This window comes from Amycolatopsis acidiphila, assembly GCF_021391495.1.
Taxonomy (GTDB): Bacteria; Actinomycetota; Actinomycetes; order Mycobacteriales; family Pseudonocardiaceae; genus Amycolatopsis_E; species Amycolatopsis_E acidiphila.
Genome location: NZ_CP090063.1, coordinates 1,065,947 through 1,091,694, shown reverse-complemented (window position 1 = coordinate 1,091,694; position 25,748 = coordinate 1,065,947). Strand labels below are relative to the sequence as shown.

Annotated in this window: 18 protein-coding genes and 1 rRNA gene; 7 read left to right on the top strand and 12 right to left on the bottom strand. The window is 69.5% G+C overall.

Annotated elements, in window-relative coordinates:
- Positions 1 to 13: 13 nt before the first annotated feature.
- Positions 14 to 2,995, bottom strand: a complete 2,982-nt coding sequence (locus tag LWP59_RS05330) for a UPF0182 family protein (protein ID WP_191334856.1) — start codon at positions 2,993 to 2,995, stop codon at positions 14 to 16.
- Positions 2,996 to 3,169: 174 nt separating this feature from the next.
- Here LWP59_RS05330 and LWP59_RS05325 point away from each other — a divergent pair, with 174 nt between their 5' ends.
- A complete protein-coding gene (locus tag LWP59_RS05325; RefSeq protein WP_144646315.1) occupies positions 3,170 to 3,727 on the top strand; it encodes a PPA1309 family protein in 558 nt (185 codons plus the stop codon).
- A 716-nt stretch (positions 3,728 to 4,443) separates the two neighbouring features.
- On the opposite strand, the gene LWP59_RS05320 is transcribed toward LWP59_RS05325, so the two are convergent.
- On the bottom strand, positions 4,444 to 5,601 hold the full coding sequence (locus LWP59_RS05320; protein WP_144644794.1) for a YlbL family protein: 1,158 nt from the start codon (positions 5,599 to 5,601) through the stop codon (positions 4,444 to 4,446).
- Between the two features lie 113 nt (positions 5,602 to 5,714).
- Between LWP59_RS05320 and LWP59_RS05315 the strand changes: the two genes are divergently transcribed.
- Complete coding sequence (locus LWP59_RS05315; RefSeq protein WP_186383589.1) at positions 5,715 to 7,106, top strand: zinc-dependent metalloprotease; 1,392 nt, start codon at positions 5,715 to 5,717, stop codon at positions 7,104 to 7,106.
- Positions 7,107 to 7,883: 777 nt separating this feature from the next.
- Here LWP59_RS05315 and LWP59_RS05310 read toward each other — a convergent pair.
- Positions 7,884 to 8,456 carry a M48 family metallopeptidase gene (locus LWP59_RS05310; RefSeq protein WP_144644830.1) on the bottom strand — a complete coding sequence of 191 codons (573 nt, stop codon included), beginning with the start codon at positions 8,454 to 8,456 and terminating at the stop codon, positions 7,884 to 7,886.
- A 164-nt stretch (positions 8,457 to 8,620) separates the two neighbouring features.
- Between LWP59_RS05310 and LWP59_RS05305 the strand changes: the two genes are divergently transcribed.
- The 3 genes from LWP59_RS05305 to LWP59_RS05295 all read left to right on the top strand — a co-directional run bounded on the left by LWP59_RS05305 (position 8,621) and on the right by LWP59_RS05295 (position 12,150).
- Positions 8,621 to 9,670 carry a ThiF family adenylyltransferase gene (locus tag LWP59_RS05305; RefSeq protein WP_144644797.1) on the top strand — a complete coding sequence of 350 codons (1,050 nt, stop codon included), beginning with the start codon at positions 8,621 to 8,623 and terminating at the stop codon, positions 9,668 to 9,670.
- Between the two features lie 57 nt (positions 9,671 to 9,727).
- Positions 9,728 to 11,080: an ABC1 kinase family protein gene (locus LWP59_RS05300; RefSeq protein WP_144644800.1), complete on the top strand. Its 1,353-nt coding sequence runs from the start codon at positions 9,728 to 9,730 to the stop codon at positions 11,078 to 11,080.
- A 119-nt stretch (positions 11,081 to 11,199) separates the two neighbouring features.
- A complete protein-coding gene (locus tag LWP59_RS05295) occupies positions 11,200 to 12,150 on the top strand; it encodes a hypothetical protein (protein ID WP_144644803.1) in 951 nt (316 codons plus the stop codon).
- 178 nt (positions 12,151 to 12,328) lie between these two features.
- Here LWP59_RS05295 and LWP59_RS05290 read toward each other — a convergent pair whose 3' ends face one another.
- The 4 genes from LWP59_RS05290 to LWP59_RS05275 all read right to left on the bottom strand — a co-directional run bounded on the left by LWP59_RS05290 (position 12,329) and on the right by LWP59_RS05275 (position 18,247).
- Positions 12,329 to 13,378 (bottom strand): class I SAM-dependent methyltransferase, encoded by a 1,050-nt coding sequence (locus LWP59_RS05290; RefSeq protein ID WP_308431769.1) that lies wholly within the window; start codon positions 13,376 to 13,378, stop codon positions 12,329 to 12,331.
- Positions 13,379 to 14,448: 1,070 nt separating this feature from the next.
- The gene (locus tag LWP59_RS05285; RefSeq protein WP_144644806.1) at positions 14,449 to 14,856 is read right to left on the bottom strand and encodes a WhiB family transcriptional regulator; all 408 of its coding nucleotides are present in this window, start codon (positions 14,854 to 14,856) and stop codon (positions 14,449 to 14,451) included.
- 121 nt (positions 14,857 to 14,977) lie between these two features.
- Positions 14,978 to 15,238: a hypothetical protein gene (locus LWP59_RS05280; RefSeq protein ID WP_144644809.1), complete on the bottom strand. Its 261-nt coding sequence runs from the start codon at positions 15,236 to 15,238 to the stop codon at positions 14,978 to 14,980.
- A gap of 927 nt (positions 15,239 to 16,165) precedes the next feature.
- Entirely contained in the window at positions 16,166 to 18,247 is a 2,082-nt protein-coding gene (locus LWP59_RS05275) for an ATP-dependent DNA helicase UvrD2 (protein WP_144644812.1), read from the bottom strand.
- Between the two features lie 65 nt (positions 18,248 to 18,312).
- Here LWP59_RS05275 and LWP59_RS05270 point away from each other — a divergent pair, with 65 nt between their 5' ends.
- On the top strand, positions 18,313 to 19,041 hold the full coding sequence (locus LWP59_RS05270; RefSeq protein WP_144644815.1) for a DUF4191 domain-containing protein: 729 nt from the start codon (positions 18,313 to 18,315) through the stop codon (positions 19,039 to 19,041).
- A gap of 50 nt (positions 19,042 to 19,091) precedes the next feature.
- On the opposite strand, the gene LWP59_RS05265 is transcribed toward LWP59_RS05270, so the two are convergent.
- Positions 19,092 to 19,577, bottom strand: a complete 486-nt coding sequence (locus LWP59_RS05265) for an RDD family protein (RefSeq protein ID WP_144644818.1) — start codon at positions 19,575 to 19,577, stop codon at positions 19,092 to 19,094.
- Between the two features lie 173 nt (positions 19,578 to 19,750).
- Here LWP59_RS05265 and glnA point away from each other — a divergent pair, with 173 nt between their 5' ends.
- Positions 19,751 to 21,175, top strand: coding sequence for a type I glutamate--ammonia ligase (gene glnA / locus LWP59_RS05260; RefSeq protein ID WP_144644821.1), 1,425 nt, complete (start codon positions 19,751 to 19,753; stop codon positions 21,173 to 21,175).
- A gap of 78 nt (positions 21,176 to 21,253) precedes the next feature.
- On the opposite strand, the gene LWP59_RS05255 is transcribed toward glnA, so the two are convergent.
- The 4 genes from LWP59_RS05255 to rrf all read right to left on the bottom strand — a co-directional run bounded on the left by LWP59_RS05255 (position 21,254) and on the right by rrf (position 25,737).
- The gene (locus LWP59_RS05255) at positions 21,254 to 21,688 is read right to left on the bottom strand and encodes an acyl-CoA thioesterase (protein ID WP_144644824.1); all 435 of its coding nucleotides are present in this window, start codon (positions 21,686 to 21,688) and stop codon (positions 21,254 to 21,256) included.
- 43 nt (positions 21,689 to 21,731) lie between these two features.
- Entirely contained in the window at positions 21,732 to 24,713 is a 2,982-nt protein-coding gene (locus LWP59_RS05250; protein WP_144644827.1) for a bifunctional [glutamine synthetase] adenylyltransferase/[glutamine synthetase]-adenylyl-L-tyrosine phosphorylase, read from the bottom strand.
- Between the two features lie 47 nt (positions 24,714 to 24,760).
- Complete coding sequence (locus tag LWP59_RS05245) at positions 24,761 to 25,513, bottom strand: type 1 glutamine amidotransferase (RefSeq protein WP_144644836.1); 753 nt, start codon at positions 25,511 to 25,513, stop codon at positions 24,761 to 24,763.
- Positions 25,514 to 25,620: 107 nt separating this feature from the next.
- A 5S ribosomal RNA gene (gene rrf, locus LWP59_RS05240) occupies positions 25,621 to 25,737 on the bottom strand.
- Positions 25,738 to 25,748 lie beyond the last annotated feature (11 nt).

Below are 25,748 nucleotides of genomic sequence, written 5' to 3'. Positions count from 1 at the left end.
CAGCGGGGGTCCGTCAGCCTCCCGGTGGGGGTGCCGTCGTGGTCGTGGTGGGTGTCGTCCCCTTCGCGGCGTCGTACTCGCGGGTGGCCGCGTCGAGCGCCGCCAGCGCCGCACCCTGCGCGGCGAAGTTACCGCTCTGCTGGGCGGAGCGGAGCTGGTCGAGCGCGGTCGTGATGTCGGTGACCGCCTTGTCGAGCGCTGGGTTGCCGCTGTTGCCGGCGGCCGGTGGCGCCGAGGGGTTCGTGCTCGGCGACGGTGGTGGCGCCGTGGTGGGCGTGGTGGGCTGGGTCGGTGACGTCGCCTGCTGGTTGGCGCCATCGCCGAACACCTGCTTCAGCGCGTCCCCGAGTGTCGAGGCGAAGCCGACCTTGGACCCGTAGGCCACCAGCACCCTGGCCAGCTGTGGATAGCTGTTCTGGTTGCGTTGCTGGATGTAGACGGGTTCGACGTAGAGGAACCCGCCTTCGAGCGGCAGCGTGATCAGGTTGCCGAAGATGACGGTGACGCTCTGGTTGCTGAACAGGGTTCTCTCCTGAGCGAAGCGCGAGTCGCTCTGGAACTTGTTCTGCACCTGGACCGGACCGTCGACCTGGCTGTTGCCCGCCGCGGTCGTGGGTAGTCGCAGGACCCTGATCGTGCCGTAGTCCTTCGGATCGCTGGAGACGGACATCCAGGCCGCGAGGTACTGCCGTTGCAGCGCGGTCAGCGAGCTCGTGAGCTGGAAGGTCGGACTGCCCTCCCCCGGCGCCTCGGCGAGCACGTAGTAGCCGGGCTGGTTGGCCAGGCCGGACGCGTCGAGGTTCGTGCCGCCTTCCTGGGTCGGGTCCTGCGGCACGTTCCAGAAGGTGTTCGTGGTGTAGAACTCCTGCGGGTCGTCGACGTGGTACTTCGCCAGCAGCTCGCGCTGCACCTTGAACAGGTCCTCGGGGTAGCGGAAGTGCGCGCGCAGGTCCGGGCTGATGTCGGAGCTGGGCTTGACGGTGCCGGGGAAGACGCTCTCCCAGGCCTTGAGCACCGGGTCCTTGTCGTCGACCGAGTACAGCGTGACGGTGCCGTCGAACGCGTCGACGGTGGCCTTCACCGAGTTGCGGATGTAGTTGATGTTGTTGTTGGCCTGCCGCGCGACACCGCTGAGCGAGTCCTCGGTGGCCTCACCGAGCTGCGTCTGCTGCGAGTACGGGTAGTTGTTCAGGGTCGTGTAGCCGTCGACGATCCACTGGATCCGCCCGTCCACGACGGCCGGGTAGGGGTCGCCGTCGACCGTAAGCCACGGCGCGACGTTCTGCACGCGCTGGCGCGGGTCCCGGTTGTACATGATCTTCGAGCCGTCGCTGATGGCGTCGGAGAACAGGATGTTGCGTTCGCCGTACTTGGCGGCGAAGGCGAGCCGGTTGAACCAGTTGTCGATCGGCACGCCGCCGGTGCCGTCGTAGCGGTAGTCGCTGCTGGCGGCGCTGTCGTACTCGCCGGGCGCCCTGCCCGCCTGGCCGCCGACGATCGCGTAGTCGTTGGTCAGTTCGCCGTAGTAGATGCGCGGCTGGCTGACCTCGATGCCGGGCGCGGCGGGGTTGTTGGGGTCGAGCCCCTTGCCGGTCGGGTTCTGGGTGTCGCTGGTGGCCGCGATCGGGTAGCCACCGTCGCTGTTGGCGCTGGAGACCGCGCGGTCGATCGTGTTGGCAGGCGCGGCGACGAACCCGTTGCCATGGGTGTAGACCATGTGCTTGTTGATCCAGTTGGTCTGGTTCCCGGTGAGGTTCGCGGTGTTGATCTCGCGCGCGGCGACGATGTAGTCCTGGGTCTTGCCGTTGATGTCGTAACGGTCGATGTCCAGTTTCGCGGGGAAGCCGTAGAAGTTCTCGCGGCCGACGCGCTGGGTGAAGGTGGGCGCGAGGACGTTCGGGTCGAGCAGCCGGATGTTGGGCACCGTCGTGGTGTCGTCGCTGATCTGCGCCGCGGTGGCCTGCCCGTTGCCGCCGTAGTCCTCGTACTGCACGTTGTTGAGGCCGAAAGCGTCCTTTGTGGCCGTCATGTTGCGGCTGATGGGAAGCGCTTCCTTCTGGTTGGCGTTGGGCTTGACCGAGAACTGCTCGAGGATCGCGGGCCAGGCCGCGCCGACCAGCACGCCGGACAGGATGAGCAGGACGAGCGCGATCGCCGGCAGCTGGATGTTGCGCAGGAAGGCGCCCGCGAAGAACGCCAGGGCGCAGATCGCCGAGATGCACAGCAGGATCAGCTTCGCCGGCAGGACCGCGTTGAGGTCGGTGTAGGAGGCGCCATAGAACAGGGGCGCATTGCGATCGGAGAACAGCAGGTTGTACCGGTCGAAGAAGTACTCGACCGCCTTGAGCAGCACGAACAACCCCGCCGTTGTGGCCAGCTGGACCCGTGCCGCCGCCGCGAGCTGCCCGCCCCGGCCCGCCAGCCGGATTCCGCCGAACAGGTAGTGCGCGATGAGCGCACCGATGAAGGAGAGCGTGATGGCGACGAACAGCCAGCCGATGAGCCACTGGTAGAAGGGCAGGCTGAAGGCGTAGAAGCCGATGTCGTTGCCGAACTCGGGGTCGGTCTGGCCGAAGCTGGTGGCGTGCAGGAACAGCTGCACCCGCTGCCAGTCGCCCTCGCCGGTGGCGCCCGCGATGAGCCCGGTGATGACCGGGATGCCGATGCCGAACAACCGGATGCGCCCGACGATCGCCGAGCGGTAGCGCGAGAGCGGGTCGTCGGCGCCGGAGATGGGGACGAACACGGGGCGCGTGCGGTAGGCGATCCACAGGCTGATCGCGAGGCTGCCGCCGACCAGCAGCCCGATCGCGAAGAACAACACGACCCGGGTGAGGACCACGGTGTTGAACACCTCGCGGGCGTGCACCTCGCCGAACCACAGCCAGTTGACATAGGTGTCCAGGAGTCTCGCGCCGAGGAGCAGCGCCAGGACGATCACGGCGGCGATGATGAGCAGGATCCGGCTGCGGCGGGACAGCTTCGGCAGGCTCACAGGGGGCCGGTTGGCCACTGCACACGCTCCTGTTGTCGCGAGTTCGGTCCGGGGCGGCGAAATCGCACGCTACCCCTGGTCACCTAACTCTACGGAGGGCGCTCCTGGTTCCCCACCCGCCCCAAATCGGACACCCGCAGGTCCCCGGCGGGCGCAACCTGACACGATGACCGAATGGCGACACCTGAGAATCAGACCTCCGGCGTGGCGGCGGTGGCCCGTGAGGTGGAGGAGTTCGTGGCTTCGGCGGGCTGGGACCAGCCGACCCAGCTGTTCGCGCTGGTGCGGACCGAGGAGCTGCTGCAGCAGGAGCCGGACCTGGCCGGTCAGCTGGATGCCGCGAGCCCGCTCACGCCCGTCGCGCAGGAAGAGTTGCCCGAAGGCGACCTGGCCGAGGCGCTGGGGCGCATCGCGTGGCCGGAGGTGGTCGTCGGGTGTGCCGTGGCGCAGGAGATCATCGTGCTGCCGCCGAGCGCGGAGGCGGAGCTGCCGGACGACGAGTCGGCGGACGCGGAGCGCCTGCGCCAGGCGGCCGCGGACCACCCGGACCGCACGGAGGCGCGCCTGGTGGCCGCCGTCCTGCGCGACGGCCCCGCGGCGTGCGTGATGCGCCTGCGGGGCTACGCGGTCGCCCCCGAGGGCGAAGACGGTGAGGCGGTCGACGAGGTGATCGAGCACCCGGACCTGGCCCCCAACCTGGTGGAAGCCCTCCGCGCGACGCTGGTCCCCTGAGGCCCTGCCGCCAGGGCGGGGTTGATGCCCCCGCTTCTGGCGGGGAGTTTCGCGGCCCGTGTCCGGCTGGGGCTGCGGGTGCCGCGGGCTGTGTCCGGCCGGGGCCGCGGGCTTTTGCGAGCTGCGTCCAGCCGGGGCCGCGGGCTTTCGCGGGCCGTGTCCAGCCGAGGCCACGGACTTTGCTGGCTGTGTCCAGCCGGGGCTGCGGGCCTTTGCGGACTGTATCTAGCCGGGGCTGCGGGTGCCGCGGGCTGTGTCCAGCCGAGAACACAGGCTTTCGCAGCCCGTGTCCGACCGAGACTGCGGGCTTTTGCGAGCTGTGTCCGGCCGACGCCACGGGCTTTGGCGGGCCGTGTCCGACCGAGGCCGCGGGCTTTTGCGGCCCGTGTCCAGCCGAGGCTGCGGGTTCGCGGCCCGCCCCCGGCCTTGGCCACCCGCCTTCCCGCCCCACCTGGCCACCAGGCCCGCCGCCCCACCTTCGGCCCGAGCGCCGGGGTTCCTGCCCACATCACCTCAGGCGCCAGGCTCCGTCGCAGCTCGCGCCTCAATCGCGGCCACGCGCGCAGCGGGCTCCGCCCTCGGGTTCCGGCCCGGTCACGAGCCTGCTTCGAGGCTCCCGTCAGCTCGCCGGCGGGTGCGGTCCGGCACGACCCCAGCAGCCAGGGCCCCAGCGGCCCCTCAGGTCACCACCCGAAAAGCCACCTCGGTGTTCGCTCTCAGCAGGAAGGCGTCGGGCGGCCGGCCTTGAGGTCGTCGAGCGCGGTCAGCGCCGAGTCCAGAGTGGTCACCTTCACGAGCTTCAGCCCATTGGGAACGGCCGCGGCCGCCTCGGCGCAGTTCTGCTCGGGCGTGAGGAACACCGTTGCCCCGGCCTCGCGGGCGCCGACGACCTTGAACGAGATGCCGCCGATCGGTCCGACGTTGCCCTTCTCGTCGATCTCCCCGGTGCCGGCGATGTGCTCCCCGGCCACCATCTCGCCCGGGGTCAGCCGGTCGACGATCGCCAGCGCGAACATCAGTCCTGCCGACGGACCGCCGACGTCCTGGAGCGACACCTTGACGTCGAACGGCACGTCCGCCCGGTCGATCGGCTGCAGGCCCATGAAGCCCTGCGGCTGCGTCGAGTCGGGGTTCGCGGCGAGCGTGAGCGTGCTCGTGCGGGGCGCGTCCGTGCCGTGCTGGAAGGTGATCGAGATGGTCTGACCGGCCTTGGTGCCGGCCAGCGCGGTGCGGACGTCGTCCTCCTGCGTGATCTGCTTGCCGTTGACGTTCAGCAGCCGGTCGCCGGCGGCGAGCACCTTGTCGGCCGGGCTCCCGCCGACGACCTCCTGCGCGAGCACCTTGATCGGGAAGCCCAGGTGCCGCAGAGCGGCGACCTCGGCGTTGCTCTGCGAGTCCTGGAACTCCTGGACGTTCTCCTGCTGGACCTGCTCGTCGCTCTCCCCCGGCTTGAAGTACTCCTCGCGGGGCGCGAGCGCGTAGCGGCCGCTGGCCCACAGGCCGAGCGCGCCGAACAGGGTGATCTGGTCGTTGAGCGACACCGTCGTCATGCGCAGCTCGCCCGCCGTCGGGTAGGTCTGCCGACCGCTGATCTGGATGACCGGGGCCCCGCCGGCCTGACCGAGCGTGTCGTAGGTGGGGCCGGGGCCGATGGCGACATAGGGCACGCGCACGAAGGCGCCGGTGAGCCCGAACGCGATCACGAGGAGCGCGCTCAGCAGGACCGTCCAGCCTCGTCTGGTGAGCCGTTTGCCCCCGCTCGGGGGTGGCGTGCGCCGTGCGTGTTTCGCGCTCTTGCCCTCGCCGGCCGCCGGGTCCGCCGGGCTGGCCGGGGCTGCACCTCGACCTGTGGTTTCCTCACGGGACTCGCTCACGCGAGACAGCGTACGGTGACCGGTCTAAGCTCTGGATCACCAGCCCTTGCCGGGCCCGGATCGGGCACCCGGCTGTTGAGGTATACGCGGGCGCGGCCGCGTACGGTGAGGATATGAGCAATCTCCCGTTCGGCTTCGGGCCCAACGATCCCGACAAGCGTGGTGAAAACGAGCCGGAAGGCGGCGGCCAGTCCGGCGCCGAGGCCTTCAACCAGTTGGGCCAGATGCTCAGCCAGCTGGGCCAGATGCTCAGCCAGGCGGGGAGTTCATCGGGGCCTGTCAACTACGACCTCGCCAAGCAGATCGCGCTGCAGAAGCTGAGCGGGTCCGCCGGCGGTCAGATCGGTTTCGCGGCGAGCGGTGACTCGGACACGGCTGTGCGCGACGCCGCTCACCTGGCGGAACTGTGGCTGGACGCGGCGACGATCCTGCCCGCGGGCGCCAATGTGACCGTCGCCTGGTCCGCGCGCGACTGGGTGCAGAAGACACTGCCGACGTGGCAGCGGTTGTGCGACCCGGTGGCGCAGCAGGTGTCCGGCGCCTGGGTCGAGGCGTTGCCGGACGAGGCCAAGCAGGCGGCGGGACCGTTGCTGCAGATGGTCGGTCAGATGGGCGGCATGGCGTTCGGCTCGCAGCTGGGCAACGCGCTCGCGCAGCTGGCGTCGGAGGTGCTGACGTCGACCGAGGTGGGGCTTCCGCTGGGTCCAGACGCCACTTCCGCTCTCCTACCAGCGAACATCGAGAAGTTCACCGAGGGGCTCGAGCTGCCCAACAGCGAGGTGCTCGTGTTCCTCGCCGCGCGGGAGGCCGCGCACCAGCGACTGTTCACTCACGTGCCGTGGCTGCGGCAGCGCCTCCTGGCGACTGTCGAAGAGTTCGCGCGCGGCATCAAGGTGGACACCTCCGCGCTCGAGCAGCTGGCCGGGCAGGTGGACCCGAGCAACCCGGCGAGCATCGAAGAGGCCATGTCCTCAGGTCTGCTCGAACCTAAGACGACGCCCGAACAGCAGGCGGCCCTCAGCCGGCTCGAGACGCTGCTCGCCCTGGTCGAGGGCTGGGTCGACGTCGTGGTGGCCGAAGCTGTCGGTGACCGGCTGCCGGGCGCGAGCGCCCTGCGCGAGACGCTGCGCCGCCGCCGCGCGACGGGTGGCCCGGCGGAGCAGACGTTCGCGACGCTGGTCGGCCTCGAGCTGCGTCCGCGCCGGATGCGGGCCGCGTCCGCGCTGTGGAAGCTGGTCGGCGACCAGCACGGTACCGAGAAGCGCGACGGCCTGTGGTCGCACCCGGACCTGATGCCGAACGCCGAGGACCTCGACGACCCGATGGAGTTCAGCGAACGCCTCGGTGGCCAGTCGGGCATCGACGACCTGGACCCCATGGCCGAGCTGGAGCGCACCCAGGAGGCCGAGGACAAGAAGGCCGCCGACAAGTCCGACCCGGCGCCGGACGCCGACCCCGGCAAGGGTGCGGATTCCGACAAGGGTGAGGACGGCGAGTCCAGCTGACCTCGCGCGGTCAGGAGTGGCGGCACCGCCGCTCCTGACCGGCCAGGCGGCGCGCGCCTTGCCCACCTGCGGCAGGCGACGTGTACCGCCCTGGGCAAGGCAGGTCGCGCACCCCCGCCACACGCCGACACGCGACACGCCGCAGCGCCACGGTGGTTAGTCCATGGGCCTGCCCGCCCGGCGGTGGACACACTGCCCTGCGCACGCAGGTCGCGCACCGCACCACCCACGCCGGCACGGGACACACCGCAGCGCTACGCGGCGTCGGCGCACCCGTCCTGCTCGCCCGGCAGATGCCGTGCACCCTCCTCGACCGGCACGTCCCGCGCCTTGCTGAACAGGCAAATGCCGCACCTTGCTGACCAGGCAGATGCCGCACCTTGCTCAACAGGCAGATGCCACGACCTTTACGCACCGGGTAGGTGCGCACCGCTCGCCCCACACCTGTGGGCGTACGGATCCCACCACAGATACCGGCCCTGCTAACCCGGTGGTCCACCTACCGCCACACACGCCCGGCAGGCGACACACCCATGCGGTCGAGCAGCGCGTGCCGCGGCTGACACCTCACCTCGCCTACGTCCAGCAACCGACGGACGGCTCCGGCCAGCAGCAAAAGCACACGCCCACGCTCACCCCGCAGGACCGGCATCACCCTGCCCGTCATCGCACCGGCAACGGTGCAGGACCCAGGCTCGCGGTCACGAACCCGACCGACACTGCCCCACGCCCGCGGCCGTCTTCGCTCCCCAAAACACCTCCCCATCGGCCATTGCTTCACTCCTCCGTGTCCAACTCACTGATCCCCCAGCCCGCCGCGGCTGACAGACCCTCCAGATACCCCATCGCGCGTTCCGTCTTGGGGTAGCGCCGCACCAGGGCCCAGAACTCCGCGTCGTGCCCGGGCACGCGCAGATGCGCGAGCTCGTGCACGAGCACGTAGTCCAGCACCCAGGACGGCACGTGCCGCAACCGTTCACTAACTCGTATCGACGCGTCGGTCGGCGTGCAGGACGCCCATCGCGTGCGCATGGGCGGCACCCAGCGCACTGTCGCCGGCAGCGCGCTCCGGTCCAGGTAGCGCGCCGACAGCTGCACGCAGCGCGCCAGCAACGCCGCATCCGACTCTCGCGCCGGCGACGCTCGCCGCGACTCGGTGCGCTGCAGCTTGCGCCCCATCTCCGCGACCCAGTGCTTCTCCTCCGCGCGGCTCATCCCGGCCGGGATGAGCACGACCAACGTGTCTCCGTCGCGGTACGCGGAGACCGTGCTCCGCCGCCGCGCGCTTCGCCTGACTTCGACTTTCTGCTGCGGGCTTTCCACCTGCTCGGTTTTGTCCCGTCCCCTCAGCGAGGGCACCCGTGCGTTCGCCACTCGTCCAAGGTAAGGGCAGCCACCGACAACTCGGGAGTGTTCTCGGCCAGACCAGCCGGGTTATCCACATCGAATTTCTCCTGTGGATAACTTCTGTGTTCAGCTGGCGGTTTCGTAGTCGAGTTGTCACCGTATGTGTCATGACCGAGCAACTGACCCGCAAGACGGGAACCCGTCTACCCAAGAGACCACGTCTGAGACCAGGTCTGGAGGTGTTCGACCGCCGTCCGGGCGAGGTCCAGATCGGTCTGGACCCACGCCACGCGATGGTGGCGAAGGAGCTGAGTCCTGACCTCGTCCGGGCCCTGCACCGCCTCGACGGACGCCTGCGGACCGACGAACTGCTCGCGCTGGCGGACGCCGAGAACACCGACTACCTGCGCGAACTGCTCACCAAGCTGACAGAGCTCGGCCTGGTCGAAGAGGCGTGGGCGCCTGCCGGCCACGGCCGCACCGCGGGCGAAGTCGGCCTCTGGTCGTTGCGAGCCCGCCAGTCCGGCGCCGACAGCTTCACCCGGCGCGCCCACAGCGCCGTCGTCCTGCACGGCACCGGACGCCTGACGATCGCCATCGCCACCCTCCTTGCCGCCTCCGGTGTCGGGCACGTCCAGGTCGAGGCCGAGGGAGTCGTGAGCGACAAGGACACCGGCAGCGGCTACCTCGACTCCGACATCGGCAGACAACGCCGGGCAGCCGCGAGCGAAGCCATCCAGCGAGCGAACCCGGCCGTCAAGCACACACGGCTGCGCGGCGATCGGCAGCCGGAGCTCGTCGTGCTCGCCGACTCGATCGTGCCCGCCCCCGAACTCGTGCTGCTCCTCCTGCAGGAGGGTGTGCCGCACCTGCCCGTGCGCGTCCGCGAAGGGGTGGGCATCGTCGGCCCGCTCGTCTATCCCGGCCGCAGCACGTGCCTGAGCTGTGCCGATCTGCACCGCAAGGCCATGGACTCGCGGTGGCCGATGGTGGCGGGCCAGCTCGCGGGCCGCAGCCAGCGGGCCGACCTGTGCAGTGTGCAGACCACCGCCGGGATGGCCGTCGGGCAGATCCTCCGAGCCCTCGACCACGGCAACGGGCCGCCGCCGGCATGGAACACCACGATCGAGATCGATACCTTCGGAGGCACTGTCGAGCATCGCCCCTGGCCACCGAACCCGGCCTGCGGATGTGGGGCCCGACCGCTGCCGGCGTGACCAGGTACGCCCACTGGAGGCTGCACGGGGGATCATCCGCAAGGCAGAATCGTCCAGGTGACCGACTTCCGCGATCGTGACGACCAAGACGGCTCCGGCATCCCGCGCCGGACCGCGGCGAGGACAGCGAAGCTGGCCAGTCTTCCCCTCGGTATCGCCGGACGGGCCGTCGGCGGCTGGGGTCGCAGGCTGACCGGGCAGAGCGCCGAGGAGGTCAACGCGACGTTGTCGGCCAAGGCCGCCGAGCAGCTGTTCGAGGTGCTGGGCTCGCTCAAGGGCGGCGCGATGAAGTTCGGCCAGGCGCTGAGCGTGTTCGAAGCGGCGGTCCCCGACGAGATGGCCGCCCCGTACCGGGACGCGCTGACCCGGCTCCAGGCGGCCGCGCCGCCGATGTCGAGCAAGCAGACGCACCGGGTCCTCGCCGAGCAGCTGGGGCGTTCGTGGCGAGACCGGTTCCGGGATTTCGACGACGAGCCCACGGCGTCGGCCAGCATCGGGCAGGTGCACCGCGCCGTATGGCACGACGGGCGCGAGGTCGCCGTCAAGGTCCAGTACCCCGGGGCCGACGAAGCGTTGCGCAGCGACCTTCGCCAGCTGCAGCGGTTCAGCAGGCTGTTCCAGGCGCTCGTGCCGGGCACCGACGTGAAACCCCTGCTCGCCGAACTGGCGGCCCGGATGGACGAGGAGTTGGACTACCGGGGCGAGGCCGAGAACCAGCGCGCGTTCGCGAGGGCCTTCGAGGGCGATACGCACGTCCGCATCCCGCGAGTGGTCGCGAGCGCGCCGAAGGCGCTGGTGACCGAGTGGATGAACGGCACCCCGCTGGCCAAGATCATCGCTGGTGGGGACAAGTCGACCCGTGACTCGGTGGGTGCACTGCTCGCCGAATTCCACTACGCCTCGCCGGCGAAAGCCGGTTTGCTGCACTCGGATCCGCATCCGGGCAATTTCCTGTTGCTCGACGACGGCAGGCTCGGCGTGATCGATTTCGGCGCCGTCGCACGGTTGCCGCATGGGATTCCACGGCATCTCGGAGAAATGACGAGGCTCGCACTGGACGGTCGCTCGACTGAACTGATGGATCTGCTTCGCGCTGCCGGTTTCGTGCGCCCGGACAGCGATTTACAAGCGGAGGACGTGCTCGCCTATCTGGCGCCGTTCACCGAGCCGTTGGCGACCGAACGATTCCATTTCACCCGGAAATGGATGCAACGCCAAGCCATGCGTGTCGGCGATTCCCGAGGTCAGGACTTTCGGGTAGGCAGGTCGCTGAACCTGCCGCCGGAATATCTGATGATCCACCGGGTGACGGCCGGATCGACCGGAATTCTCTGTCAGCTGGACGCCGAGATCCCGGCTCGCGCGATTGTCGAACGATGGCAGCCGGGCTTTGCGGACTGCGCCATTTGAGCTACAAGTTGTCCACAGGACGCTCCCTTTTCGCATGAATCGACCATTCGCTCACGGGAGTTGTCCACAATTTCCGAGATCGGGTTCCCTGATACCGGATATGGCGTCACGCTTAAGGCATGGCCCGACTGACATCCGCCGAGCTGGCAGCTCTGAGCGCGCCCGAAACGGACGACGTCGTGACGACCACCAGGTTGCGCGACGCCGGCGTGACCCCGCACGCCATCGCGTCACGGTGCCGGGCCGGCGGCCCCTGGCGCCGGCTACTGCCCGGCGTCGTCCTGCTCGACGACGGTGAGCCGAGCCGGCGGCAGAAGCTGCACGCTGCGGCGTCCTACGGGGGCGAGGGCTCGGTCGTCACCGGGATCGACGCGCTGCGGGCGCAGGGCATCCGTCTTGCGCCACCACATCAGGTGCACACCCTCGTGCCCCTGCACCGGCGGATCCACTCCCAGGATTTCGTGCACCTCGAGCGGACGTCCCGGCTGCCCGAACCGCTGCGGCACGACGACATCGCGTTCGCACCACCCGCTCGCGCCACCATCGACATCGCCCGCCGCGAGACGGTTCCCGAACGCCTCCGCCGGCTGTTGGCGCTACCGGTCTACTACGGGTTGTGCACCTCGGACGACCTCCGAGCCGAGCTCGACTCGGGTAACCAGCGCGGTACCGCGTCCGTTCGCGAGATGCTGCGCAACCTGGGCTCGATGGGCGAGACGTACCTACAGGGCGTCGCCCGCGAGTTGCTCGAAGCGGTCCCGTTGCCTCCGCCGGTGTGGAACGTGACGGTGTGCGACGTGCAGGGGCGACCGATCGGCGTGGTGGACGCGTGGTGGGACGAAGTCGCGCTCGGTTGGCAGTTCGGAGCCGGCGGCCAGGAGAACGCCGGCCCGAAGATGAACCACCTCGCTCTCGCCGCGGCGGGCGTGGTCCTGGTTCGCACCTCGCCGGACCAGCTGCGAGAGCATGTCAGACGGATCGCGCAGGAACTGACGAGCGCCTTCGCCAACGCCGCGAAACGAAGACGCCCGAAGGTCCGCGCACTCGGCTCGGTCCCGGCGACGGTGTGAAATGGCAGCTACCAGTACTCAGCCGGAAGCTTGCCTTCGATGTCGCGAACGTGCTCGCGGGCGCACCTGGGGCAAAGCCAGCGGAGCGTGCCCTGTTCGCGTTCGGACACCCAGGCGAGCAGGAGCGCCGGCTGCTCCTCCGCTTCTCGGGTTGCACCACACCGCGAACAGGTCGCGTTCACGGCTTTCGTCCGAAGTGGACCGTTCGGGTGCCGAGCACGTAGAGGTCGTCGCGGTTGCCGAGATAGTCGGGACCGCTCCGGTCCAGCAGGCGCCGTGCGGTGTCGCGGTCTTCGTCCCTGATCCGGTCGTCGACGGTCTCGACGAGCCGTTCGAGACGAGCGATCACGAACTCGCGTACAGAAGCGGTGACGGGCGCCGGGTGGTCGATGAGCGCGGTGAACGAGCTGACGTCGGCCAATCCGGCATTGCCGAGGGCAGCGCTCCAGCCGTAGGGCATGCGCACCACCCCGTCGATCGAAGCGCGCATCTCGGCGAACCACTCGTCGCCGGTGGCCATCAGCCGGCGTTCGAAACCTGGCTCGCCGACACCGAGGTCCCACGGCAGGGTTTGCGTTTCGAGCCCACCCTCGGCCACGGCCAGCACGCCCCCGGGCGCGAGCGCCGAGGCGAGACCGGCGATCCCGGCCTGCTGATCGGGCAGGTGGTGAATCATCGATGCCGCCCAGACGAGGTCGGCGGATGGGACAAGATCTCCGAGCGGACGGGCAGCCACGTCGGCGCGGACGGTTTCGATGCTGACTGTCGTGGCTCCCCCTGCGCCGACTGTCACGTCTCCTGAGCGGGGCGTGCCTGCGACATCCGCGTCGGCTGGCCCGGCCTCGGGGGCCACCCCTCCGGTGGCGGCCCCGCGCGAAGCACCGGCGACCGCCGTCTCGGCGGCGACTGTCAGCAGCTCCGGGACCGCGTCGACGAGCAGGAGAGTGCCGCCGCCGCGAGTGGCGAGCGCGGCGGCCAAGGCGGCGCTCATCCCACGGGCACCAGAGCCGACGTCGACGACGGTCGCGCCCTGGGACAGCGTGACCGTCAACCGGGCGGCGATCGTGGCGAAGGCAGCCGCGTCGAGTTCGTCGGCTCGACGCAGGTCCGGTATCCGTGACGCCCAGTCGATGTGGTCGTGCGTGTGCGCGTGTGCGGCCATGGCCTCATTCAACACGACCCGACAACGCAATAAGGGCGTTCGCCGCAGTCTCCCTACGGCGAACAACCCTTGTCACTCAGACAGGATTGGTGATGCGTCAACACAAATTGAAGTGACAATCGACGGACTTCGGCTACCGCGAGCGGTCGGCTGTCGCCACCCTGGCGGACATCCACTGCACCAGACCGGCGCGGCACGCTACCGCAGCGACGCGCGACTGCGTCCGGTTGCGACTGGCAAACCGATGCGACGTGGCCTCGGATCGGAGAGCGGGCGCACTCCCGCTGCCCGGCCCACGGCAGGCAACCCTTGCCGGGCACCGGCGCCGTTCGATCGCAGGTAACCCCTGCGGGTATCGGTGCCGGGCCGAGCCTCCACCGGAAACCCGGCCGAACACTCCCGCAACGATCGCTCCGCAGGTAACCCTTGCGGGACCGGCGCCAGCCGAACGGCGACAAGTAACCCCTGCGGGCCGACACCAACCGAACAGCGGCAAGTCATCCTTGCGGGACCGGCGGGAGCTGAGCAACGGCAGGTAACCCTTGCGGACCGGCGGCACGTAACCCCGGTGGGGCATCAATGCCGATCACCCGCCGCGGGGAACTGGCGGCACACCTGTGCCTCCGATCCCACGGCGGGTAACCGTGCAGGACACCGGCGGCGGTCTGACCCAGCGCGGAAATCGGGCAGCACTCCCGCGCCCCCGGTCCCACAGCAGGCGACCCCTGCGGAGGGCCGGCGCCTGACGACCCACGGCAAGCAATCCCCGTGGGGCACCGACACCGGCCCGACCTAGCGCAGGAACCGGGCCGTACGGTCGCGCCCCGGTGCTACGACGGCCTGCACCGGCATCGCGGTGGCGCGCCTGCTGGCTCGGCGTGCCACCGCGATCCCGTGTCAGGACTGGTGCCGGTGGGCCCGCCGGATAGCCCAGCTCGCCACCCGGTTCCACCTGCGGGCCGCGCGAGCGTGCCCGCGCTCCTGTTGCGCGCGGATGTCCCGGCGCAGGTCCTGTATTCGTGCTCTCGCCAGTTCTTCATACATCAACATCTCGGTGATCTCCTTGTTCATGACGGGTGCCGAGCTCGGTCGGACATCCGTTGGGTTTGACTTCTCGCTGGTCAGGGGGAGGACACTCACGCGGCAGCGCTCCGCTGCTCGGTCGAGTTCCGCCGCTCGATGGGCTGCTCCGCCACGGACCGCTCGACGACGGCGTGCTTCCGCGGACGTCCCCTGGGCCGCTTCCGCGCGACGACCACGCCGCGCTCGAAGATCTCGCCACCCCAGACGCCCCACGGCTCCCGCCGGGCGAGCGCACCGGCCAGGCACGACTCCCTGATCGGGCAGTCGGTACACAGGCGCTTGGCCCGCTCGAGGTCCGCGGGGGCCTCCGCGAACCACAGGTCGGCGTCCCCGGACCGGCAGGGCAGGTCCAGGTCGGGCGAGACGGCCGCGTCGAGCAGATCGCCGACACCCACGGTGCTGGGGTCGACGAACTCGGCGGGTAACGCCCCCTCTGACGCGAAGGCGATTGCCGATGACATTCCCGTTCTCCTTTGTGTAGTAACGGTTTTCGGTTGTGGATGGGTACAGCACAAAACACGAAGGCCGCGGATCCGATGTACGGTTCCGCGGCCTTCGTGAGCCTGATTCCCTGAATGGGCGTCAGGGACTTCGCTCAAGCGGAGGGTGCGGAACGTGGATCGTCGGCTGCTTGTACGTCGGCAGATCGGTGGCGGTCGGCATGCCCTCGGCACCGAAGGCGCTGCTACGGGCGGCAAGGCGGCGGAGGCGGGCCGGGATTCCGGCCGACAGCACGTTTTCCTTGGCCCAACGCAGACCGATACCCTGGCCGACGACGGCGCTCACCGGAGTGGCGCAGGACAGCGCGGTGCCAGGGTTACCGATCATCATGGTGATCTCCATTTCCGGGCACCTCCTCTCGCTGTCCAACGCTCATCGCCTTCGCGACGGGCGGATTCCCCTCGGGTGGTCATCACCCGGCCTGTGCAGGCTATTGCCCCTGGCCATACGGGGGCAACTCATTTTCCCGAAGACTCTCCGAATCGACGAAGATCTGCCTCTGGCGGTGGTTTTGCCGCACGGATCGAGCCTCCGACGCGGTCAACCGCGCCTGCCGCCGGCGGCTGCCAACAAGGCGCCGGCGGATCGTTCGATCGGCGTGATCAACTGCGCTCGATTCCGGTCTTCGTAAGTACACGATCGCCCGGCAATGCCTGCTGCGCAAGACCTGTCGATCATTACGGTGCCGACGAAGTGGGGGCCTCGGTGGTCGGCTCTCATCGACAACCAGCGGACTGGGCGATCGCGGCCAACCGCGGTGGACGGCCACGCCTCGCCAATCGGACCACGGTCCGCGCGGGCAACCAGCCGTCGACGGTCAGAGGACCGCCTCGCTCTCGCCGCCCACCACCGACAACCGAGACGACCGCTCGCTCCCGCCACCCACCACCGACAACCGAGACGACCGCTCGCTCCCGCCACCCACCACCGACAACCGAAAGAACCGCATCGCTCTCGCCGCCTAACGCCGACAGCCGAGAGGACAGCCTCGCCCCCACCGGCCCACCATCGGCAGCCGAGAGGACCGCCTCGCTCCCGCCACCCACAACCGAGACGACCGCTGCCCCCGGCCACGCCACCCAACGCCGACAACCCAGAGGACCGCCTCGCCCCCACCGGCCCACCGTTGGCAGCCGATGTGACCGTCCCGGCCCGCGCCACGCACCGTCCGCAGCCGATGCGACCGCCCCGGCCCGGTCCGCGGCGCCAATCACCCGTGGCCGCCAGCGAGCACCAACGCGTCAACCGGTGAGGGGGCGGGAGCCCGTCTCAGCCGCGCTCGGCGTTGATCACCGCCAGGACTTCGGCGCCGAAGCGTTCGACCTTGCTCGGGCCGATGCCCGAAATCGACACCAGGCTTCCCCGGTCGGCGGGCTGCTGCTCGGCGATCGCGATGAGGGTCGCGTCCGTGAACACCACGAACGGCGGCACCTTGAGCTCCTTCGCCCGGGTGATGCGCCACTCCTTCAGCCGGTCGAGCAAATCCTCGTCCAGTGTGGACGGACACCGGCCGCACCGGCCGAGCTTGATCTCCATCGTCTCCAGCAGCGGCCCGCCGCACACGCGGCACCGCGGCTTCGGGCCATTCTTCCCGGACTGCGACCGCGGGACGCGCGCCGCCGGGTGGTGCTCCGGCAGCAGCCCGTACAGGAACCTGCTGCGCCGACGGTGCCGCCGCCCGCCCGGATGCCGCGACAGTGCCCACGAAAGCCACAGGTGCTCGCGAGCCCGCGTGACGCCGACGTAGAAGAGCCGCCGCTCCTCCTCGATCGCCTCGTCATCGCCGTCCGCGTGCAGGATCGGCATGGTCCCCTCGGCGAGCCCGACCAGGAAGACGGCGTCCCACTCCAGGCCCTTCGCGGCGTGCAGCGACGCCAGCGTGACCCCCTCGACCGTCGGCGGGTGCTGCGCCGCCGCCCGCTGCTCCAGCTCTGCCACGTACCGCGGGAGGTCCGCGCCCTCGACCGTCGCCGCCAGCTCCTCGGCCACCTCGACCAGGGACAGCAGCGCGTCCCACCGCTCCTTCGCCGCGCCACCGGACGGCGGCTGATCGGTCAGGCCGACGCGGGCGAGCACGGCGCGGACCGCCGTGACGAGCTCCGTCGGAGGCGGATCCGCCGCCGCGACGCGCAGCGAACTCATCGCCTGCCGGATCTCGCGGCGGTCGAAGAACCGCTCCCCACCGCGGACCAGATACGGGATGCCCACTTCGGACAGCGCCTGCTCGTAGGCCTCCGACTGCGCGTTGATGCGGTACAGGATGGCGATCTCACTCGCCGCGACCCCGGCGTCGAGCAGGGCACGGACGCGCGCGGCGACCGCGGCGGCCTCGGTCGGCTCGTCGTCGAACTCGGCGAACCTCGGCTCCGGCCCGGGCGAGCGTTGCCCGATGAGGCGCAGCCGGGAACCGGCAGGCCGGTTGCGCGCCGCGCCGATCACCTTGTTCGCCAGCTCGACGACCTGCGGGGTCGACCGGTAGTCGCGCTCCAGCCGCACCACCGTCGCCTCCGGAAAGCGGCGGGTGAACTCGAGCAGGGGACGCGGTGAGGCGCCGCCGAACGAGTAGATCGTCTGGTTGGCGTCGCCGACGACAGTGAGGTCGTCACGGCCCCCCAGCCACGCGTCGAGCAGGCGCTGTTGCAGCGGGGTGACGTCCTGGTACTCGTCGACGATGAAGCAGCGGTACCGGTCGCGGAACTCGCGCGCGACCTCGCCGTGCTCCTCGAGGACCGCCGTCGTGTGCAGGAGGAGGTCGTCGAAGTCGAGCACCTGCGCGGAGTTCTTCACCTTCTCGTACGCGCGGTAGACCTCGGCGACCTGCTGCGGCGTTCCGGGGGTGTCCCGCTGGACGCGCACGGCTGTGGCCGGGTAGTCGTCGGGCGAGATGAGCGACGCCTTCGCCCACTCGATCTCGCTGGCGAGGTCGCGCAGGACCTCCGCCTCGATGCCGAGGCCCACCTTGTTCGCGGCCTGGCCGACGAGGCGCAGCTTGCCCTCGAGCAGGTCCCATGGCCGATCGCCGATCACGCGCGGCCAGAAGTAGCGCAGCTGCCGCCGCGCCGCGGCGTGGAAGGTCAGCGCCTGCGCCCCCTCGACGCCGAGCGTCCGCAGCCTGGTCCGCATCTCCCCCGCCGCACGGGTGGTGAACGTGACCGCCAGCACCTGCCCCGGCGAGACGTGACCCGAGCGGATCAGGTGCGCGATGCGGTGCGTGATCGTCCGCGTCTTACCCGTGCCCGCGCCGGCGAGCACGCACACCGGCCCCCGCGGCGCGACCGCGGCGGCCCGTTGCTCGGGATCGAGCCCGTCCAGCAGGCCCGGCCGGTTCGTTCGAACAGCTGCGTCAACCACCCCCGCATCCTCGCAGAGGGGGCCGACAGATTCCGCGAAGGCCACCCGGCCGTATCCTGGTGCATATGGCGGGAAAGCAGGACAAAGAAGCTGCCAAGCAGGCCAAGCGGGACAAGCGCGCGGCGGGCAAGGCTCGGCGGGGGCAGATCTTCGAAGCGTTCAAGATGCAGCGCAAAGAGGACAAGGCGCTCATCCCGTGGATGCTCGGCTCGGTCATCGTCGTCGCCGGCGTCGTGTTCGGGGTCGGGTTCTTCTTCAACGCGCAGTGGATCCTGCTTCCCCTCGGCATCGTGCTCGGCGTACTGCTGGCCGTGATCATCTTCGGCCGCCGCGTGCAGAAGACGGTGTACTCGAAGGCCGACGGGCAGCCGGGCGCGGCAGGCTGGGCGCTGGACAACATGCGCGGCAACTGGCGCGTGACGCAGACCGTGGCCGCCACCACGCAGCTCGACGCGGTGCACCGGGTGCTCGGCGCGCCGGGCGTCATCCTGGTCGGCGAGGGTGCCCCGCACCGGGTGAAGAACCTCGTCGCGCAGGAGAAGAAGCGCATCGCGCGGCTGGTCGGTGACACCCCGATCTACGAGGTGATCATCGGCAACGACGAGGGCCAGACGCCGCTGCGCCGCCTGCAGCCGCAACTGGTGAAGCTTCCGCGCAACCTCAAGCCCCCTCAGGTCGCCGCTCTCGAGGCGAAGCTGGCTGCGCTGGGTAACCGGGGCGCCGCGATGCCGAAGGGCCCGATCCCGCAGGGCGCCAAGATGCGCAACGTGCAGCGGACCATCCGCCGCCGCTGACCTTCGCGAAAACGAAAAAAGGGACGCCGCCGGGGCGTCCCTTTTTCATCTCAGCGCAACCGCACGACCACGGTGCCGGTCAGCCGGTCGAGCCAGCTGCGGCCGTCGACGTTACGGACCGCGGCCGGGATGAGCAGGAAGGTCAGCGCGCCGCGGACCAGAGCGCGCCACGCACCGACCATCGACCCGCCGTCGAGCCGGGCGACGCGGATACCGGTCGCGGCCATGCCCGGCGTGAAGCCGAAGAACGTGACCGGGACCACCGTGATGACCGCCCATACCGCCACGGACCACAGGTTGTAGGTCTGCATCACGGCGGGATCGGCGAACACCGGGCGCATGAACAGCGAGGTCAGCAGGGATGCGAGCACCAGGTCGAGGATCAGCGCCAGCAGCCGGGAGCCGCCACGGGCGACCGAGCCGGGACCGCTTTCGGGCAGGCCCAGTCGCTCTCCGCGCCAACGTGGTGGCTCACTGTCACCTCCACCGAGACCGGTAGGAGCGCTCGACAACCACTCGCCTGTCCATCTCGCCACACCATCAGGGTATGTCGCTGGCGGAAACGTGGTCCTGCCTGGTCCACTGGCCGAAATCGCGCCACCCGTTAACATCCGCGAAACATACGGGTGACGGTCGGGCAACACCGCGCTTTTAGCGTTAGCCGAAGAGAGTACTGCCCCCGGCAATACAGTTGAAGGAGTTACAGAGGGTGTCCACTACTCCAGAAGATATCCAGCGTCTCATCGCGGATGAGAACGTGCAGTTTGTCGATGTCAGGTTCTGCGACCTGCCGGGCGTCATGCAGCACTTCACCGTCCCCGCGAAGGCCTTCGACGAGGAGGCGTACGCCGAGGGCCTGGCCTTCGACGGTTCCTCCGTGCGTGGCTTCCAGTCGATCCACGAGTCGGACATGCTCCTGCTGCCCGACCCCGAGACCGCGCGGATCGACCCGTTCCGCAAGGAGAAGACGCTCTCGATCAACTTCTTCGTGCACGACCCGTTCACTCGCGAGGCGTACAGCCGGGACCCGCGCAACATCGCGCGCAAGGCCGAGCAGTACATCGCCGAGTCGGGCGTCGCGGACGCCGTGTTCTTCGGCGCCGAGGCCGAGTTCTACATCTTCGACTCCGTGCGGTTCAACTCCGCGGAGAACGGCACCTTCCACGAGATCGACTCGATCGAGGGCTGGTGGAACACCGGTCGCGAGGAAGAGGGCGGCAACCGCGGCTACAAGACCAAGTTCAAGGGCGGCTACTTCCCGGTCCCGCCGGTCGACCACTACGCCGACCTGCGTGACGAGATCAGCCAGAAACTGATCAACTCCGGCTTCGTGCTCGAGCGCGCGCACCACGAGGTGGGCACCGCGGGCCAGGCCGAGATCAACTACAAGTTCAACACGCTGCTGCACGCCGCGGACGACCTGCAGCTGTTCAAGTACATCGTGAAGAACACGGCGTGGGACGCGGGCAAGACCGCGACCTTCATGCCGAAGCCCCTCTTCGGCGACAACGGTTCGGGCATGCACTGCCACCAGTCGCTGTGGAAGGACGGCCAGCCGCTGTTCTACGACGAGTCCGGTTACGCCGGCCTGTCCGACACCGCCCGCCACTACATCGGCGGCATCCTGGCTCACGCCCCGAGCCTGCTGGCCTTCACCAACCCGACGGTGAACTCCTACCACCGCCTGGTGCCGGGCTTCGAGGCGCCGGTCAGCCTGGTGTACTCGCAGCGCAACCGCTCCGCCTGCGTGCGTATCCCGATCACGGGCACCAACGCCAAGGCCAAGCGCATCGAGTTCCGTTGCCCCGACTCCTCGGGCAACCCGTACCTGGCCTTCGCCGCCATGATGATGGCCGGCCTGGACGGCATCAAGAACAAGATCGAGCCGGCCGACCCGATCGACAAGGACCTCTACGAGCTGCCGCCCGAAGAGGCCAAGGACGTCAAGCAGGTCCCGGCCGACCTGGGCTCCGTGCTCGACAACCTGGAAGCCGACCACGACTTCCTCACCGAGGGTGGCGTGTTCACCTCGGACCTGATCGAGACCTGGATCTCGATCAAGCGTGAGGCGGAGATCGACCCGCTGCGGTTGCGCCCGCACCCGTACGAGTTCGCGCTGTACTACGACGTGTAACCCGTTCGCCGGATAACACCAGAGCACGCCGGCGGCGAGGAGCGGAAAACGCCCTCGCCGTCGGCGTTCCTTTTTCGCCTACTCGGCAGTGGACAGAACCGCCATGTCGTAGCCGGCGCGTTCGAAGCGGCCGCGCGGGTCTTCGACCAACTTGCGCCGCTCGAGGTCCATCAGGCCGACGGTGCAGGTCAGCTCGGCGGACAGGGTGCCGTCGAGCTTCCGGATGTGGTGCTCTATCTGGAAGCTCTTCCCGGTGCCGAACTTGGCGTCGCAGGTGACCTCGACGGTCTCGCCCATGCGGATCTCGCGGCGGTAGTTGATGCTCGAGGCCAGCAGCACCGGCGAGACGCGCTCGTCGTGCAGCACGGTGCTGCCCCGGGAGGCCTGCTCCATGCACTCGATGCGCGCGACCTCGGCATAGGAGTGATAGACGGCGTGGTTGAGATGGCCCAGCGGGTCCAGCTCGTACAGCCGCACCTTGATCTGCATCCGGAACGGTTCGCGCTCAGTCACCCGACCACTGTAGGTCTTGGGTCGGACATTTCCGGATGTGATGTCAGTCCTGGAAGAAGACGCGCTCCACGATCGCGTGTGCCCGGCGGGTCGTCCTGCGGTAGTAGTCCAGGAACTCGCCTGGATCGTCCTCGTCGCTGTAGCCGAGCACACGCGCGACGGCGGCGAGGTCGCGCCCGCTGCTCGGCACCTGGTCGGACGCCTTCCCGCGCACCAGCATCGTGGCGTTCCGGACCCGCGTCGCGAGCAGCCACGCCTCGGTCAGCGATGCGGCGTCCTGCGGGTCCATGAGGCCGGCGTCCACCGAGGCGCTCAGGGCGCTGGGAGTCGCGGTGGTACGCAGGGCCGGCAGTTCGTGCGCGTGCCGCAGCTGCAGCAGCTGCACGGTCCATTCGACGTCCGCGAGACCACCGCGGCCCAGCTTGGTGTTCAGGTTCGGGTCGGTGCCCCGCGGGATGCGCTCGGTCTGCACGCGTGCCTTCATCCGGCGGACCTCCCGGACGCGGGTGGCGTCGAGGCCTCCTTCGGGATAACGGATCTTGTCGATCATCTCGATGAACCGCTCGCCAAGGTCGTCGTCGCCGGCGATGTAGCGGGCACGCAGGAGGGCCTGGGCCTCCCAGACCTCGCCCCAGCGCGCGTAGTAGGCGCGATACGACTCGAGCGTGCGGACCAGCGGGCCGCCCCGGCCTTCGGGCCGCAGATCGGCGTCCACCTGCAGTGGCGGGTCTGCGCTGGGTTGCCCGAGCATCTGACGAACCGTCTCCGCGACCGACGAAGCGAAACGAACCGCTTCGCCGTCTTCGGCACCTTCGTTCGCTTCGCAGACGAAGAGAACGTCGGCGTCAGACCCGTAGCCGAGTTCCGCACCGCCGAGTCGTCCCATGCCGATGACGGCGATGTTCGCCGGTTTGCGGCCCAGCTCGGCCTGGCGCTTCCTGGTCGCCGCCGCGAGCGCACTCTGCAGGACCGCGACCCAGACGCTCGAGAGTGCTTCACAGACCGCGCGCACATCCAGCAGACCGAGCAGGTCCGCGGCCGCGACCCTGAGCATCTCGTGCCGCCGCAACGAGCGCGCCGCAGCGACCGCCGCCTTCACCCCAGGCTGGCGTCGGACCGTGGCACGCAAGGACTTCGCGACCTCGGCCGGCTCCCGGCCGGCGAGCCGCCCCGGGTCGCCGAGCAGTTGCAGGACCTCCGGTGCCCGCACCAGCAGGTCGGGCACCAGCTTGGAGGTGCCGAGCAGGAGCGCCAGGCGCTCGACGACGGCACCTTCATCCCGCAGCACCCGCAGGTACCACGGGGTTTCCTCCAGCGCCTCGGACACCTTGCGGTACGCGAGCAGGCCACCGTCCGGGTCCGGGGTGTCGGCGAGCAGGTCGAGGATCACGGGCAGAAGGGCGTGCTGGATCGAAGCCCGCCTGGACACGCCCGCGGTGAGCGCCTTGATGTGTTGCAGTGCGCCGTCCGGAGCCGCGTATCCCAGCGCGGCCAGCCGCATCGCCGCCTGCTTCGTGGTGAGCCGCAGGGCTTCCGTCGGCACGCCGGCGACGGACTGCAGCAGGGGGCGGTAGAACAGTTTCTCGTGCAGCCTGCGGATGCGTTGCGCGTACCGGCGGAAGTCCGCGACGAGGACCTCGTCCTCCCCACGACCACGCTCGGGCTTGATACCGACGGCACGGGCGAGGGTCCGCAGCTCGGCGGTCTCGGAGGCGTCGGGGAACAGGTGCGTGCGGCGCAGCCGCCGAAGCTGCAGGCGGTGCTCCACGGTGCGCAGGAACTCGTACGACGTCTCGAGGTCGGCGGCGTCGGCGAGACCGACGTAGCCGCCTTCCCCCAGTGCCTGCAGAGCGTCCATTGTGGATGCCGAGCGCAGGCTCGTGTCCGCGCGGCCGTGGACGAGCTGCAGGAGCTGCACGGCGAACTCGACGTCCCGCAACCCGCCGCGGCCGAGTTTCAGTTCGCGATCCACGAGGTCGGAGGGCACGTGCTTCTCCACGCGCCGGCGCATCTGCTGCACGTCCTCGACGAAGTTCTCGCGCTCGGCGGCGGACCACACGATGTCGTCGACCATTTCGACGTACCGCTGGCCGAGCTCCGCGTCCCCGGCGACCGCGCGGGCCTTGAGCAGCGCCTGGAACTCCCAGGTGCGAGCCCATTTCTGGTAGTACGCGGTGTGCCCTTCGAGAGTCCGGACGAGCGCACCGGCCTTGCCTTCCGGGCGCAGGGCCGCGTCGACCTCGAAACAGGCGTTGCCGACAACGCGCATGGTCGTGCTGGCTAGTCGGATGGCGAGCTGCAGGTCGCCATCGCCGACGAAGATGACGTCGACGTCGCTCACGTAGTTCAGCTCGCGCCCACCGCATTTGCCCATGGCGATGATCGCGAGCCGGGTGTCGTCGACATCCTTGGCCGCCAGTTCCGCGTGGGCGACGGTGAGACCACTGACGAGCGCCGCTTCGGCGAGCGCGGTGAGCCGGCCGGTCACCTCGGCGTAGGAGGGAGCGTCGAGCGTGGGTTCCACGACGTGTCCGAGGTCCGCGGCCGCGATCTCGAGCAGCACGCCCCGGTACGCCGCCTTCAACGCCTGCTCGGCGGCTGTCCCGGTGAGCGCGTCCGGCTGGTTCGCCTGGACCGCGGCGAGGAGCTCGTCGGCGAAGCAGTCCGTTTCGGTGCACTTGTCGCGCGCGAGCCTGCGCCACTCCCCCGGCGAGCCGACGAGGAAGTCCGCGAGTGCGCTTGAGGTGCCGAGCACCGCGATGAGCCGTCCACGGAACGCCTTGTCCTGACACAGGGCTTCCGACAGGGCAGCCCAGCCAGCCTCGTCCGCTTCCCGGATCCGGTCGAGACCGCGCAGTGCGAGATCGGGGTCGGCAGCACGCGAGAGCGCGACGAGGACGCCGCTGCTCGACTCGTCGGGCCCCGCGTCGTCCCACCATCCGGCGGCGCGCAACAGTGCGCCGGCCCGGTCGTCGGTGAAGCCGTACCGTGCGGGGGATGCGGCCCCTCGTGCTTGCTCAACCATCAGCTTCCACCGTAGCCCTCGGGAGGTTTTTCGCCGGGGATCCGGAGTCAGGCGAGGGGAAGGGTGTTCCTGGGTGTGGGAGCCGCGGTCTTGAGTGCTCCACCGGCCAGCTGGACGAACCGGGCCGCGAAGGGCTGCCAGGTGTCGGCGAGGTCTTCATGGAGTCGACTGAGAGTGGATGTCTCGAACGTCCCGGGCTTGGCGGTGGCGGCCATGTCAGGCTCGTCCTCCGCCCACGACTGGACGACTTCGGGCGTGGTCTCGATGTGGAACTGCAGGCCGTAGGCGCAGCGCCCCAGGCGGAACGCCTGGTTGACGTACTTGGGAGCTGAGGCGAGGAGTACCGCGTTCGCCGGCAGGCGGCTGATCTCGTCTTCGTGGAAGTGCAGCACGTCCGGCATCAGCGGCAGTTCCGCGAACAGCGGGTCGGTCCAGGCGGCGTCCTTCTTCGAAACCAGGTACGCGCCGACCTCCGGTCCCTTGTCGCCCTGGACCACCCGGCCACCGGTGGCGACCGCGAGGAGCTGTGCGCCGAGGCAGATGGCGAGCGTCGGCAGGCCGTTGTGCGTCGCCGTGGCCAAGAGGTCGCGGACGGGTTTCAGCCACGGGTGGGCCGAGTCGTCCTCGGCGTTCATGCCGCCGCCGAGACAGACGAGTGCCTGGTAATCGTCGAGGCCCGCCGGAAGCTCGTCGCCCGGCGGTTGCCGGATGTCGAGCTCGGCGCCGGCCGCGGTGAGCCAGTCGCCCAGCGGGCCGACCGGGTCGCTCGCGTCGGGCTGGATCACCAGAATGCGGGGCACGTTCACGAATTCAGGATACGGGCTCGGTGGGTTTACCCCGGAAATGCCTCGAGGCCCTGGGAGACCCCTTACGGGATCTCAACCAGGGCCTCGAGGACCTAAATTGAGTTCGGCGGTGTCCTACTCTCCCACACCCTGGCGGGTGCAGTACCATCGGCGCTGGTGGGCTTAGCTTCCGGGTTCGGAATGGGACCGGGCGTTTCCCCACCGCCATGACCACCGAAACACTGCGATC